General features: G+C 39.3%; 18 protein-coding genes. 11 read left to right on the forward strand and 7 right to left on the reverse strand.

Annotated features, from left to right (window positions below; translation table 11 throughout):
- Window positions 1-107: 107 nt before the first annotated feature.
- The gene (locus ACTJJD_RS06760; protein ID WP_008343823.1) at window positions 108-956 is read left to right on the forward strand and encodes an STAS domain-containing protein; all 849 of its coding nucleotides are present in this window, start codon (window positions 108-110) and stop codon (window positions 954-956) included.
- A gap of 34 nt (window positions 957-990) precedes the next feature.
- Here the strand turns inward: ACTJJD_RS06760 and ACTJJD_RS06765 are convergent, their stop codons facing one another.
- Window positions 991-1,533, reverse strand: a complete 543-nt coding sequence (locus ACTJJD_RS06765; protein ID WP_008343822.1) for an IseA DL-endopeptidase inhibitor family protein — start codon at window positions 1,531-1,533, stop codon at window positions 991-993.
- A 296-nt stretch (window positions 1,534-1,829) separates the two neighbouring features.
- Here ACTJJD_RS06765 and ACTJJD_RS06770 point away from each other — a divergent pair, with 296 nt between their 5' ends.
- Window positions 1,830-2,273: a hypothetical protein gene (locus ACTJJD_RS06770; protein WP_008343821.1), complete on the forward strand. Its 444-nt coding sequence runs from the start codon at window positions 1,830-1,832 to the stop codon at window positions 2,271-2,273.
- 47 nt (window positions 2,274-2,320) lie between these two features.
- Here the strand turns inward: ACTJJD_RS06770 and lexA are convergent, their stop codons facing one another.
- Window positions 2,321-2,941: a transcriptional repressor LexA gene (lexA, locus tag ACTJJD_RS06775; protein WP_007499350.1), complete on the reverse strand. Its 621-nt coding sequence runs from the start codon at window positions 2,939-2,941 to the stop codon at window positions 2,321-2,323.
- A gap of 159 nt (window positions 2,942-3,100) precedes the next feature.
- Here lexA and yneA point away from each other — a divergent pair, with 159 nt between their 5' ends.
- From yneA to ACTJJD_RS06805, 6 genes are all read left to right on the forward strand, one after another.
- Complete coding sequence (yneA, locus tag ACTJJD_RS06780; protein ID WP_007499348.1) at window positions 3,101-3,412, forward strand: cell division suppressor protein YneA; 312 nt, start codon at window positions 3,101-3,103, stop codon at window positions 3,410-3,412.
- Between the two features lie 17 nt (window positions 3,413-3,429).
- Window positions 3,430-4,077, forward strand: a complete 648-nt coding sequence (locus ACTJJD_RS06785; RefSeq protein WP_017359583.1) for a YneB family resolvase-like protein — start codon at window positions 3,430-3,432, stop codon at window positions 4,075-4,077.
- A 69-nt stretch (window positions 4,078-4,146) separates the two neighbouring features.
- On the forward strand, window positions 4,147-4,377 hold the full coding sequence (locus tag ACTJJD_RS06790) for a DUF896 domain-containing protein (RefSeq protein ID WP_008343816.1): 231 nt from the start codon (window positions 4,147-4,149) through the stop codon (window positions 4,375-4,377).
- A 188-nt stretch (window positions 4,378-4,565) separates the two neighbouring features.
- Window positions 4,566-6,569: a transketolase gene (tkt, locus tag ACTJJD_RS06795; RefSeq protein ID WP_008343815.1), complete on the forward strand. Its 2,004-nt coding sequence runs from the start codon at window positions 4,566-4,568 to the stop codon at window positions 6,567-6,569.
- Window positions 6,570-6,767: 198 nt separating this feature from the next.
- A complete protein-coding gene (sirA, locus tag ACTJJD_RS06800) occupies window positions 6,768-7,214 on the forward strand; it encodes a sporulation inhibitor of replication protein SirA (protein WP_007499339.1) in 447 nt (148 codons plus the stop codon).
- A gap of 84 nt (window positions 7,215-7,298) precedes the next feature.
- Window positions 7,299-7,517, forward strand: a complete 219-nt coding sequence (locus tag ACTJJD_RS06805) for a YneF family protein (RefSeq protein WP_003212379.1) — start codon at window positions 7,299-7,301, stop codon at window positions 7,515-7,517.
- 268 nt (window positions 7,518-7,785) lie between these two features.
- On the opposite strand, the gene ACTJJD_RS06810 is transcribed toward ACTJJD_RS06805, so the two are convergent.
- Window positions 7,786-7,959 carry an aspartyl-phosphate phosphatase Spo0E family protein gene (locus ACTJJD_RS06810; RefSeq protein ID WP_369810454.1) on the reverse strand — a complete coding sequence of 58 codons (174 nt, stop codon included), beginning with the start codon at window positions 7,957-7,959 and terminating at the stop codon, window positions 7,786-7,788.
- A gap of 208 nt (window positions 7,960-8,167) precedes the next feature.
- Here ACTJJD_RS06810 and ACTJJD_RS06815 point away from each other — a divergent pair, with 208 nt between their 5' ends.
- Entirely contained in the window at window positions 8,168-8,875 is a 708-nt protein-coding gene (locus ACTJJD_RS06815) for a cytochrome c biogenesis CcdA family protein (RefSeq protein ID WP_008343813.1), read from the forward strand.
- A 94-nt stretch (window positions 8,876-8,969) separates the two neighbouring features.
- Entirely contained in the window at window positions 8,970-9,452 is a 483-nt protein-coding gene (locus ACTJJD_RS06820; RefSeq protein ID WP_007499337.1) for a CcdC family protein, read from the forward strand.
- 21 nt (window positions 9,453-9,473) lie between these two features.
- On the opposite strand, the gene ACTJJD_RS06825 is transcribed toward ACTJJD_RS06820, so the two are convergent.
- From ACTJJD_RS06825 to sspO, 4 genes are all read right to left on the reverse strand, one after another.
- Window positions 9,474-9,902 carry a DUF2621 domain-containing protein gene (locus ACTJJD_RS06825; protein ID WP_007499335.1) on the reverse strand — a complete coding sequence of 143 codons (429 nt, stop codon included), beginning with the start codon at window positions 9,900-9,902 and terminating at the stop codon, window positions 9,474-9,476.
- A 259-nt stretch (window positions 9,903-10,161) separates the two neighbouring features.
- Complete coding sequence (locus ACTJJD_RS06830; RefSeq protein WP_025207398.1) at window positions 10,162-10,551, reverse strand: Hsp20/alpha crystallin family protein; 390 nt, start codon at window positions 10,549-10,551, stop codon at window positions 10,162-10,164.
- A gap of 102 nt (window positions 10,552-10,653) precedes the next feature.
- Window positions 10,654-10,800, reverse strand: coding sequence for a small acid-soluble spore protein P (locus ACTJJD_RS06835; RefSeq protein ID WP_058337579.1), 147 nt, complete (start codon window positions 10,798-10,800; stop codon window positions 10,654-10,656).
- 17 nt (window positions 10,801-10,817) lie between these two features.
- Window positions 10,818-10,964 carry a small acid-soluble spore protein O gene (gene sspO / locus ACTJJD_RS06840; RefSeq protein WP_017359581.1) on the reverse strand — a complete coding sequence of 49 codons (147 nt, stop codon included), beginning with the start codon at window positions 10,962-10,964 and terminating at the stop codon, window positions 10,818-10,820.
- Between the two features lie 220 nt (window positions 10,965-11,184).
- On the opposite strand from sspO, the gene acnA reads away from it, so the two are divergent.
- Window positions 11,185-13,914 carry an aconitate hydratase AcnA gene (acnA, locus tag ACTJJD_RS06845; RefSeq protein ID WP_008343808.1) on the forward strand — a complete coding sequence of 910 codons (2,730 nt, stop codon included), beginning with the start codon at window positions 11,185-11,187 and terminating at the stop codon, window positions 13,912-13,914.
- The last annotated feature ends 13 nt before the right edge of the window (window positions 13,915-13,927 follow it).

Consider the following 13,927-nt stretch of genomic DNA (forward strand, 5'->3'; position numbering starts at 1 on the left):
GTTCAACAGGAGCGTATTCGAGCTAGCAGGTACAAAAGATTCAGTGGTACAATCAATCCATCAGGTACAAAGACTGACAAGTAGAAAATGTGAAGGGACATATGCTTATGGAAAAGAACCGTGCATTATACGATTTTTTCATGCAACATGCAGAGAAACTGACTGAAACATGGTATGAATCAATTGAGGATGATGATCCAGAATCCATTTATCGTTCAACAGATTCCAGCATCATAGCAGAGCTAAAACGGCAAAATCAAGATTATTATCAGCATTTTATACGCGCACTTATTGAAGACAAGACGTATTTACATACGAAATTTAAAAAATGGTCTGAAGACTTAGCAAGTGATCCGAAGCACTTGAACACGCCATTAGATTACGTCGTGAGAGAATATATGTCCAATCAAAGAGTAGTTCTTCATTACTTAAAAGAGTTTATAAAACAGCATCAAGGTGATATTGACATTGACCGAATATTTTATTGGTATGATTTGATATCTGAGGCATTTAACATTTCAATTCATGTCTTTATTCAGCAATATGTGAAAAATACCACCAAAAAACTCGTTGCACAAAGAGACATGATTTATGAGTTGAGTTCCCCAGTCATTGTGTTAAAAAGTCATGTTGCCTTATTGCCTTTAGTTGGAGATATTGACACTGCGCGAGCAAAGATTATCTTAGAAAATACATTAAAACAGTGTTCGCAAAAAGGTGTTCAACATTTATGTATTGATTTATCGGGTGTCGTCATCATTGATACGATGGTAGCACATCAAATCTTTGATCTTGTCACGTCACTTCGGTTAATCGGGGTTGATACGACCATTTCAGGTATTAGACCAGAAATTGCTCAAACGGCTGTACAGCTTGGACTTCCTTTTAATGAATTTCAAACGGCTTCATCACTTGCTCACGCTTTAGATCGTATGACTGAATTTTCACCAATATAAAAAACCAGGCCTAGTAAACGGCCTGGTTTTTTATTTAGATCACAGCGTCAATTTTTGTTACTTTCCAATCCTTTTGTACTTTCTCGAAAGTGACAGTACGTTTTACCTTGCGTCCATCAAGTGTTGGGACTGTGAATTCGTATGTGCGGATTGTATTTTTCTTAGAGACGAGTTTAGGTGTTGCCTTATCCCAATTAAGCATATTGTCTCCGTCACCAACTGGCACAGCCATTTTTCCTTTATGAACGATGAACTGATAGTCTTTTAAACCGTGAGTAATGGCATCTTTTGTGAACACTTGAGATAGATAGCTGTTTAGTTTTTTCTTTGTATCAAATGTGTTAGACAGGTAGTTGTAAGTCATGTCTTTATAAGTAAATGATTTTAATTTGTAATCTGAATGCTCTTTAATGTTGTAGCCTGACATAGCACTCCAAAAGTGTTCTCTTGCATCAAGGGCAATATGTAACGCTTCTTTATTTGTCAAAGCGGCTGATTTTTTGGAAGCGGCCAGTGTTGTTGTTTGTAATGAGATCATAAGCATAATAGCGGTTAATAAAACAAATAATTTTTTCAAGGCGATTGCCTCCTTTTCTCAATGAAAACTTCTTATGTTACAAATGTTACAATAGTTACAGAGATATTACAAGTATTAAATCTAAATGTTTTTTATTTCTTTTCTTTCTATCTATATAACGTTTGAGGGAGACAAAAAGTTTTCATTTTTTTATTTTTTTCTTCCTCATTAGTATTTAACCGTTCTAAAGAAGAATAAAACGTCTTTTGGAAAGATTTCTATTTGTCTCCTCAACACTCTTTTTTTATGTATGACATATACTGTCGTGATGAATGTCTAAGAAAGTGGTGTTTAGTATGTATAATCCATATGAAGGTACGTGGAATGGGTACTTGTACGATCGGCAGGTACAAAGCATGCCGGCGTTTCCTATTTCTCAAGTTGGAGGATTTCCCGGCTTGCCATTCGGAGGGACTGGGCAAGGGCAAGGTGCAGGAGGACAATCGGTCCCGCCAGCCCCGCCGCAGCATATCATCTCGCAATATCAACAAGCAGTCTCTCAGCCTCAAAGTATGCAGCCGCTCATTGCAGGGCAGAGTGTAGGCGGAAGCCAGCAAACGGTTCAATTTGCAGCTGGATGTAATAGAAGGTGGACCATTGTGTTCCTTAGAAACGGTCAAGTATTTCTCATGTATGTTCTTTCGTCGCAGCCTTTTGGCCGTACAACAGGTTTCATATGGCCGAACTTTACATTCGGCTCGTTCCCAAGCTCCAGTATTCTTGCATATTCTTGTTCATAAAAGAAAAAGCCGGCTCTCATCAGCAGTTGATGAAATACCGGCTTTTTTTAATGAATATTTCTAAATACGCCAATCACTTTACCTAGTATACTCACATTCTGTAAAATAATCGGTTCCATTGATGGATTCTCGGGCTGTAATCTAAAGTGTGTATCTTCCTTATAAAAACGTTTCACTGTTGCTTCATCTTCTTCTGTCATAGCCACCACGATATCTCCATTGTTGGCAGTGCTTTGCTGACGCACAATGACGTAGTCTTTGTCCAAAATACCTGCATCAATCATACTTTCTCCCATAATTTCAAGCATAAATACTTGTTCATCTGGCGCTGCAAAAGTTTCTGGAAGTGGGAAATATTCTTCTACATTCTCAACAGCCGTGATAGGCAAGCCTGCTGTGACTTTTCCGATGACTGGAACATTCATTACAGCGCTCTTTGGAATATTCATTTCCTCTTCATCTAGTACTTCGATCGCTCTAGGTTTTGTTGGGTCTCTTCTAATTAAACCTTTCGTTTCTAGTCTAGCTAAATGTCCATGGACAGTTGAACTTGATGCTAGACCGACAGCTTCGCCAATTTCACGAACGGATGGGGGATAACCCTTGCTTTTTACTTCTTCTTTTATGAATTTCAGGATATCGAGTTGTCTTTTTGATAGCTTCGTCATCTTTTGCACCTCAAAACGTCAATTTTAAAGAAATTATAGCATGTTTTTCCTAACAGTACAAACATAGGTTCGAAAAAAACGTTTGACAGAAACGTTTGTTCGTATTTATAATGAGTGACAGAAAGAACGAACACACATTCTATTAGGAGAGATGACATTATGAGGTTAAAGGAATCTATTATTTTTATTGGGCTATTCTCATTCATCGTTGGCATATTTCTCTCACTTATTGCAGTCACTAGCCATAATGATCCAAATCAATATGTTAAAATAGAGGTTCAATCAGGTGATACTCTTTGGGGATTAGCTGACCAAGTAAACGACAGTAAATCAATCGATAAAAATGCTTTTATTGACTGGGTAACTGAACACAATGATCTCGCTTCAACTGACATCCAGCCTGGAGATATCCTTGTCATTCCAGTTAAAAAAGAGCATCCAGTCGTATATCAACTTGCAACAGTACAGTAGAAAGGTCGATTGAAGACATGAATGCAATCATTTATGCGAGAGTAAGTACTGCCAAAGAAGAGCAAGAAACCTCGCTTAAAAGACAAGAAGAAGAACTGCTTGCTTTAGCCGCAGCGCACAAGATGAATGTAGTCAAAGTGATTAAAGAAAAAGCGAGTGGATACGATCTTGATCGTGACGGTGTTTTTGACATGCTGGCTGCGCTGAAAGAGGAAGAAATCGATGCTGTTCTCATTCAAGATGAGACACGCCTTGGAAGAGGGCAGGCGAAAATCGCTCTTCTCCATTGTCTGTTTAAAGAAAAAGTCAAGGTGTACAGCGTATTTCATAGAGGAGAGCTTGAGCTTTCAGAAGCAGACGAGATGGTCATTGAAATTGTAGGCGTTGTAGAAGAGTATCAGCGGAAAATTCATAATTTGAAAATTAAGCGTGGGATGAAAAAAGCTGTTGAGCGAGGGTATCAACCCGAACTGAATTTAAAACACCAAGAACAGGCGCCTGGCCGCGAACGTATTGAAGTACCGATTTCTGAAATTGTTCGATTAAGAAAAAACAACATGACATTCGCTGAAATTGCAGTGACATTGCAGGCACTTGGTTTTGACATTTCAAAAGCAACCGTCCATAGAAGGTACCAAGAATATGAAAAAGGGCTTGCGACTTAAAGCGTGATTTGTTGTAAAAATGACTGATATTTAGTAGTATGTAGAGAAAATGTTTTAAAGGAGTTTGTCATGATTTCTAAAGAACAGCTTGCAAGAATCAATGAGCTTTCAAAAAAGTCGAAAGAGGCCGGTTTGTCGGACGCTGAGAAAACAGAACAGAAGCAATTAAGAGAGGAATATTTAAAGGCTTTTCGTTCTTCTATGAAAAATACACTCAAAACCGTGAAAATCGTCGATCCAGAAGGAAACGATGTCACACCAGAAAAATTAAAAAGAGAAAGAGACCAGAATCTTCATTAAAGGTCGTCATTTCTTTATTTTTGAAAAGATGGGAGGAATATTCTCATCTTTTTTCATATTTGCATAAGTTTTTAGGTGATCGATAAACTAAATGTGACAAAATCCTTCTTTTTCGGCGTGAAATAGTTGTGAAAAAAGGACAGTAGATTTATGATAATGGTGTACACAAGATACGGAAGGGGATTTATATGGAAACGATTGAATTGAAATCTATTGCAACAATACGTACTCTCTCCATAGACGCAATTGAAAAAGCGAATTCCGGTCACCCTGGAATGCCGATGGGCGCTGCACCAATGGCATACGCTTTATGGACGAATCACTTAAACGTAAGTCCGCAAAATCCAAATTGGTTTAACAGAGACCGTTTTGTGTTATCTGCGGGACATGGCTCTATGCTTTTATATAGCATGCTTCATTTAAGCGGATACAATCTGAGCATCGAAGATTTAAAACAATTCCGCCAATGGGGAAGCAAAACACCTGGACATCCTGAGTTTGGACATACAGAGGGCGTAGATGCGACAACAGGTCCTTTAGGACAAGGGATTGCGATGGCTGTTGGAATGGCACTTGCAGAAAGACATCTTGCAGAAACGTATAACAAAGACAATTTTAATGTTGTGGATCACTATACATACAGCATTTGCGGAGATGGAGACTTAATGGAGGGCATTTCCTCTGAAGCTGCTTCACTTGCTGGTCATTTAGGCTTAGGCCGTTTAATTGTTCTTTATGATTCAAACGACATTTCTTTAGATGGCGACCTTGATCGTTCTTTCTCTGAAAATGTGAAGAATCGTTTTGAAGCGATGAATTGGGAAGTTCTTTATGTAAAAGACGGCAATAACATTGAAGAAGTGACGGCTGCCATTGAAAAAGCCAAACAAAGTACAGACAAACCTACACTTATTGAAGTGAAGACGACAATCGGTTTCGGTTCTCCAAACCGTGCGGGAACGTCTGGGGTGCACGGTGCACCGCTTGGCAGTGAGGAAGCGAAGCTAACGAAGGAAGCTTATTCTTGGACGTTTGAAGAAGATTTCCATGTACCTTCTGAAGTGTACGATCATTTCAAAACAGCTGTTAAAGACGCTGGACAGAAAAAAGAATCAGCGTGGAATGAACTGTTTGAGCAATATGAAAAAGAATATCCAGAACTGGCAGCTCAGCTGAAGCTCGCGATTGAAGGAAAACTTCCTGAGAATTGGGATCAAGAAGTTCCTGTTTATGAAGCAGGTTCAAGCCTTGCCTCTCGTGCTTCTTCTGGAGAAGTATTAAATGGCATTGCAAAGCAAGTACCATTCTTTATTGGTGGGTCTGCTGACCTTGCTGGATCAAATAAAACAACAATCAAAGATACAAATGACTTTGGTAGAGAGAATTATGCTGGCAGAAACATTTGGTTTGGTGTGAGAGAATTCGCAATGGGTGCAGCATTAAACGGTATGGCACTTCACGGCGGACTTCGTGTATTCGGTGGAACATTCTTTGTTTTCTCAGACTACTTAAGACCTGCCATTCGTCTTGCTGCATTAATGGGACTTCCTGTCACTTATGTATTTACGCATGACAGCATTGCGGTTGGGGAAGATGGACCAACGCATGAGCCAGTTGAACAGCTCGCTTCATTACGTGCGATGCCTAACCTTTCTGTTATTCGTCCAGCTGATGGAAACGAAACAGCTGCAGCATGGAAAATTGCTGTATCTTCAACGAATAAACCGACAGCGCTTGTTCTTACTCGTCAAAACCTTCCAACGATTGATCAAGCACCAGAGAAGGCGTATGAAGGCGTAGAAAAAGGTGGATATGTCGTCGTTGAAGCAGCTGATGCACAGCCAGAAGCTCTTCTACTTGCTTCAGGATCTGAAGTAGGTTTAGCCATTGAAGCACAAAAAGCACTTGAAAAAGAAGGCATTCGCGTTTCTGTCGTGAGCTTACCTGCATGGGATCGCTTTGATGAGCAGTCAGACGAATACAAAGAGTCCGTTCTTCCTAAAGCAGTGAGAGCACGTGTTGCAATCGAAATGGGTGCTTCACTTGGCTGGGAACGTTACACTGGCCTTGATGGCGATGTGATTGCGATTGATAAATTTGGCGCTTCTGCACCAGGCGAAACCATTATTGAAAAATACGGTTTCACTGTCAGCAACGTGGTGAGCCGCGTAAAAGCAAAGCTGAATAAATAATCAGTCTCCAAGCATCATGCTTTTTTGCAGTCGGTTTGCAGAGCTTTTCACTATGCTCTGCAAACTTTTTTCTTTTTTCTTGTTTTTTTGACAAAACTAGTTTCTTCTTGCTTCATATATAGACAATTCTTTCTTTCACATTTTTGTATAATACAAGCAATAAGCGAGATTGACGAAATGTGAAAGGAAGGGATAGACATGGAACGCCATTATTATATTTATTGGATTGAGGATGAGTTTGCTCATCATTATTTTGGTAGAGAATCTATTTTGTTTCATTTGTTTGAATCGTTACACTGGACGAACCGCAGTGATGACGAATTAGTCATGCTTGTTAAGCAAGTGGATTATGTAACGAAACGAATCCCTGCTTTTCATATGCACCAGCGTTTAATGAACAATTTAACCAACATTCACTATACACAAATAGGCTCAATATACAGTGCATCGCTGCCAGATGGAAAAGGCACAGCCGCATTCATTATAAAAGACCGTTACATTCAAATGTCTGCCACAGGCAGTTATGAGGCAGAAGCGGTGTTTTTTGAAGTACTAAGAAAAATTAGTCCTTGTTTCCTGGCTATGGACTTTGGATCAAAGAAGCACGGGTGGCTCAATCCGGTAAAAGTGAGGAATTTTGTTTAAAAAAATAAAATTGAACGTGAAATGTTGTATAATAGCCTTTTGTTTAGTACACTTTATACGAGACAACATGAAGGAGGAAGAATTATGGATTTATGGGTTGTCATCCTTGTAGGCGTTGTTGCATTGCTTGCAGGAGTTGCACTCGGATTCTTTATTGCTCGTAAGTATATGATGAGCTACTTGAAAAAGAATCCACCAATTAATGAACAAATGCTTCGAATGATGATGATGCAAATGGGCATGAAACCGTCCCAAAAGAAAATCAATCAAATGATGAAAGCCATGAACAACCAAGCGAAATAATACGTACGTTATTATGATCATAGATGGAACATGGTCCCTAAAGATTGGACAAGCGATGTCCTTTCTTTATTGAAGTCACCTTCATCAGACGCATAAAACCACTGTACTTGCATGAATAAAGCAGGGAAAGTGGTTTTTATTTTGCCGTGAACCGTCCGTTAAAGACAAAACAAAAAACCCCTGTGAGCAGAGGTTTTCGTTTCTTTTATTGTCACACATATCAACTTTTCTAAAATCGTGCGGCATTTGTTTCTATCTTGAGATATCATTAGTTGGCTGAGTTTGAGTGTAAGTGTCGTTGATATTGTAAGAGGAGATGATCTAGCTGCTGGCTATGTTCGATGGTCACTGTTGATGTCATCCCATTATGCAAGACAACTTTCATCAGCTCTTCTCTTTTTTCTTCAATTTGAGTTAATAATGATGTTTTTACCAAAGTCATGTTCCTTTCATGCAAATCTTGATAAAAAGAATCGATTCTATTATATCCATTTTAAGGTTTATTTTCAAATTTAAAGGGTTTGGTATCTTGATGTCAAATTAAATTATATAAGGTTTTAAGAGATTAGACCATCTTTATTGAGGCGATGTAAAAAAAATGAAATGAATTTGTCATCTCTTATTGTATATTGTAAGAAGGGGGTGTTCTTTTGTCAGATTTGAATTACTTTTTAGCGTTTGGAGCAGGGTTTCTATCTTTTATCTCACCGTGCTGTCTGCCACTTTATCCAGCCTTTTTATCCTATATTACGGGCGTTAGTATAGATGAAGTGAAATCTGAGAAGGTGATGCTGAGAAGAAGAAGTCTTCTTCATACATTATTCTTTTTAATTGGGTTCTCTCTCATTTTTATTGCCATTGGATTTGGGACATCGTTTGTTGGGAAGTTTTTCATTGAATATCAAGATGCGATTCGTCAAATTGGTGCTATTCTCATTATTTTCTTTGGCTTTATGATTCTTGGTGTATTTCAGCCTTCTTTTTTAATGGGAGAAAAGAGGTTGCAGTTTAAAAATCGTCCAGCCGGTTTTTTTGGATCGATTCTCATCGGAATGGGTTTTGCTGCTGGTTGGACACCATGTACCGGCCCGATTTTATCAGCTGTCATCACACTTGCCAGCAACAAGCCAGAGTCCGCTGTGACCTACATGATTGCGTATGTATTAGGTTTTGCTATCCCATTTTTTGTTCTTTCCTTTTTCATCACAAAAATGGCTTGGATCAGAAAGCGTCAGCAGCTCATCATGAAAACTGGCGGGATTATTATGATCGTAGTAGGGATCTTGCTGTTCTTTGATCTTCTGACATGGATCATTATTATGTTCTCATCATTATTTGGAGGATTTACGGGCTTTTGAAATCGTTTTCTACAGTCGCGGCGAATGGTTTTTTTTCGTCAATTGGAGTATATTATACATAGACTGACCTTAAAGAATAAAGGAATGATTTGATATGATGATCATAATTTCTTCTATAGTGGCGGTATGTATGGCGGTAGCCGTCATGTTTATTCGCATTAAATCATCAGCAAAACCTGCAACCGCGAAAAAAATTATATTACCTCCTATCTTTATGAGCACTGGTGCACTGATGTTTTTTGTGCCAATGTTTCAAGTAACTGGAGCTGAATTTTTAGAGGCGATTACTGTAGGGATGTTTTTCTCTATCTTTTTAATTAAAACATCGAAATTTGAAATTAGAGGCAATGAAATCTATTTGAAACGTTCAAAAGCATTTGTGTTTATTCTCATTGGACTTCTTGTCCTTCGTATCGGAATGAAGACGATTTTAAGCTCTTCCATTGATTATGGTGCGCTCAGCGGGATGTTTTGGATTCTAGCCTTTGGCATGATTGTCCCTTGGCGGGTTGCGATGTATTTGTCGTTTAGAAAGATGTCTAAACAATTAGATCTGCAGCAGGCCCAAATAAATTAAACCTCCTTTTTAAAAAGGAGGTTATTTTAATAAAGATTCATATGGTGAATGGTCGATCTTTTTTTCTTGAAGGCGCTTTAGTAGAAATTTATGATCCCGCTTCGGTGTAGCGATAATATAGCCGCGAATGATTAAGTCTAAATTAATGCTGGCCGCTTGTTCTTTAAGTGCCAGCTCGCCAATTTTACCGGCGATTTTTTCTTTGGCGACATCTCTAAAAAGTTCTGGAACCGGTAATACTAGCTCATTTAATAGCTGTTTGTCTTCATCGCGCCATAGGTGCAGGCTCTTTTGAATATATTCATCCTGCCAATCAAGCTCTGATTTCCCGTCTTCTTTCGGCAATCGTTTTAAAAACTTGCGAAACATAAAAAAGCCACCGATTGCTAGTAATCCAATCATCACTGTACCCCAAAATAAAATGAACCACAAAAACCAGCCGCTTAACATGTTCTCACTCCCTATATCCCTTCTCTCTACTCTATTTTACATGAAGGGAAGGTAGAAGAAAATAACAAAAATGTATGAGTTTTTTCTCTATAAACGCCTTTTTTGATCAAGAGGCGCCCATTTACTAGAATGACCCAAACCATTTAGTAGAAAAGGAATACATTATTGTATAGCGACTCTACTATTTGGCCATGGTGGTTCGCACAAGGTATTGACTTGAAACGAACGGAAGAGAGCCCGCCTGTATACAGGCGGGCTCTTAATGTTTGAAGTGCGGCATTTGAAAGGAAAATGCTCCGTCTTGACGATGGGCATCCTTTTTGATTTTGATTGATATGATTCTGTTTTCGTAATCTGTATCAATGTCTTTGTCATTCAAATAAAAAGGGAGCATGACACTTTTTTCAATCGGCTGTTCTCTTTCATCAATCAAATAAGCGAGGATGAGCTCACATCCGGAAAAGGTCAGTTTTAAATCAGTGATCGACAGGGTGGAGAGGTCGATCTCAATAATATAATCACGGCTCGTTTCATAAAGATCTATTGGGAGCTGTTCGTCATACCATGCAAAAGGATCGTCCATTAATACATTCAGCCAATCATCTATTTCAAGAAAATCAGAGGAATTCACTTGCTTTTCATTCTCCATAAACACTCCTCCATCACATCTCATAATAAATCATATGATAAAAGCTGAAATGTGTGAAAGACCTAAAACATCCCGTTTGGTCACGGGCTTTAGAGAAAATGTTTACATATCATGATGTGAATTGTGCTTTTGTCTTGTATGGTTGCGATTTTTCACTTTTTTACTGCCTGATAGTGGCTCAGGTTGCCCGCCTTGATGCTCTTTAGGAGAGTTTTGACGTATGTCTTTCCCAGTGTTTTTGTCCGTCATCATTTCTCACTCCTTTCTTATTGGTTTTTTTTACGCTTTTTATTGTTTTGCTTTTGTTCTTCTGTTAAAACGAGCTGATCATTTTCTATATAGCCTGCACCATTTCCTTGGCTTTTGGCTGCGTTCATGCCGTCAATGACATGATTTGCTTTTCTTTTTGTCATGTTCTATCACCTCAGCATTAGTATGAACCCGTGCTGCTCAGTTTATGAAGAGTAATCATTTCCTTATGATAAGCTAAACTTATTGAATTTAATAAAAGCATTGTTATTTACTTATGTATGAATTTGTTTTAAGATGAAATTGTGAGAAAATTGTGGTGAAATACGACGATTTTTCTGAGAATTGAAATTGATCTTGATCATCAAAAGGGGGATTTTGGACATGTCGAAACAGCAGCAAGTCGCTAAACAAGACGCTTTTCAATCTAGAAAAACGTTTTCGACAAATGGGAAAACGTATCACTATTATTCGTTAGAAGCACTAGAGAAACAAGGAATCGGAAATGTTTCTAAGCTGCCTTATTCCATTAAGGTACTTTTAGAATCAGTGCTTCGCCAAGTAGACGGTAGAGTGATCAAAAAGGAACACGTTGAAAACTTGGCAAAATGGGGAACTGCCGAGGTAAAAGAAATTGATGTTCCATTTAAACCTTCTCGTGTTATTTTACAAGACTTCACGGGTGTGCCAGCTGTCGTTGACCTTGCTTCTTTAAGAAAAGCAATGGCAGATGTGGGAGGAGACCCAGATAAAATCAACCCTGAAATTCCAGTTGACCTGGTCATTGACCACTCTGTACAAGTCGATAAAGCTGGAACTGAAGATGCATTAAACATTAACATGGATTTAGAATTCGAACGTAACGCAGAGCGTTATAACTTCCTTAGCTGGGCAAAGAAAGCGTTTAACAATTATCAAGCTGTTCCGCCTGCAACAGGGATCGTTCACCAAGTGAACTTAGAGTATCTTGCAAGTGTTGTTCATGCAATCGAAGAAGATGGCGAGATCATCACTTACCCAGATACATTAGTTGGTACTGACTCACATACAACAATGATTAACGGTATCGGTGTACTTGGATGGGGCGTTGGCGGTATCGAAGCAGAAGCTGGTATGCTTGGTCAGCCTTCATACTTCCCAGTACCAGAAGTTATTGGTGCTAAATTAGTTGGAGAGCTTCCAAACGGAACAACTGCAACTGACCTTGCATTAAAAGTGACACAAGTTCTTCGTGAAAAAGGCGTAGTGAACAAGTTCGTCGAGTTCTTCGGACCTGGTGTTGCACAATTGCCGTTAGCAGATCGTGCAACAATTGCAAACATGGCGCCTGAATACGGTGCTACTTGCGGATTCTTCCCAGTAGATGAGGAAGCTCTTGCTTACCTTCGCCTTACTGGACGTGATGAAGAGCAAATTAATATCGTTGAAGAATATTCTCGCGCAAATGGCTTATTCTATACGCCAGATGCAGAAGAGCCAATCTTTACTGATGTTGTGGAAATTGATCTTTCTCAAATTGAGTCAAACTTATCTGGTCCTAAACGTCCACAAGATTTGATTCCACTTTCTCAAATGAAAGAGACGTTCCATAAACACATCGAAAGCCCAGCTGGTAACCAAGGGTTTGGCTTAGAAAAATCAGAGCTAGACAAACAAATCGAATTTGATCTAGCAAATGGTGAAAAAGCTGTGATGAAGACAGGTGCGATTGCCATTGCAGCGATTACGAGCTGTACGAATACATCGAACCCATACGTCTTAATCGGAGCAGGTCTTGTTGCGAAGAAAGCAAGTGAGCTTGGCATGAAGGTGCCAAACTACGTGAAAACGTCACTAGCGCCAGGTTCTAAGGTTGTAACAGGATACCTCGTGAACTCAGGACTTCTTCCATACTTAAGAGACCTCGGATTTAACATTGTTGGGTATGGCTGTACAACATGTATCGGAAACTCAGGACCGCTGGAAAAAGAAATTGAAGATGCTGTCTCTGAAAATGATCTTCTGATCACTTCTGTTTTATCAGGTAACCGTAACTTTGAAGGGCGTATCCACCCGCTTGTAAAAGGAAACTATCTTGCATCTCCACCATTAGTAGTGGCCTATGCGCTTGCTGGTACGGTGAATATTGATTTAACAAAAGATCCGATTGGTGTCGATAAAAATGGCGAGAACGTTTATTTCAATGACATTTGGCCATCAATGGATGAAATCAACAGCGTCGTCAAAAGTACGGTCACACCTGAGCTATTCCGTTCAGAGTATGAAACTGTTTTTGACAACAATGACCGCTGGAATGAAATTAAAACAACGGATGATGCATTGTATAAATGGGATGAAAATTCCACATACATTGATAACCCGCCATTTTTTGAAAACTTATCAGTTGAACCTGGTAAAGTTGAACCACTTAAAGGATTGCGCGTAGTGGCGAAGTTCGGTGATTCTGTCACAACAGACCATATTTCTCCTGCTGGAGCAATTGGTAAAGACACGCCTGCAGGTAAATACTTGCAAGAAAGAGGCGTTTCGCCAAGAGACTTTAACTCATATGGATCACGTCGTGGTAACCACCATGTAATGATGAGAGGTACTTTTGCAAACATCCGCATTAAGAACCAAATCGCACCAGGAACAGAAGGCGGGTATACAACGTACTGGCCAACTGGTGAAGTGACATCCATTTATGATGCATGCATGCGTTATAAAGAAGATGGAACTGGTCTTGCGATCTTAGCAGGCAAAGACTACGGAATGGGTTCTTCACGTGACTGGGCTGCAAAAGGAACAAATCTTCTTGGAATTAAATTCGTTCTTGCGGAAAGCTTTGAGCGTATCCACAGAAGTAACCTTGTCTTCATGGGCGTACTTCCTTTACAGTTTAAAGACGGTGAAAGTGCAGAAACTTATGGACTAACAGGAACAGAAACATTCGAAGTAGATGTTGATGAAACAGTTCGTCCGCGTGATCTTGTCACTGTAAAAGCAATTGATACAGATGGCAACGAGAAAACATTTGAAGTAATTGTTCGCTTTGACAGTGAAGTCGAAATTGACTACTACCGTCATGGTGGTATCCTTCAAATGGTACTGCGTGAGAAATTGGCAAGCAACTAATAAAGCAAAGAAG

This window comes from Bacillus sp. 22446 (genome assembly GCF_052044955.1).
Taxonomy (GTDB): Bacteria; Bacillota; Bacilli; order Bacillales; family Bacillaceae; genus Bacillus; species Bacillus altitudinis.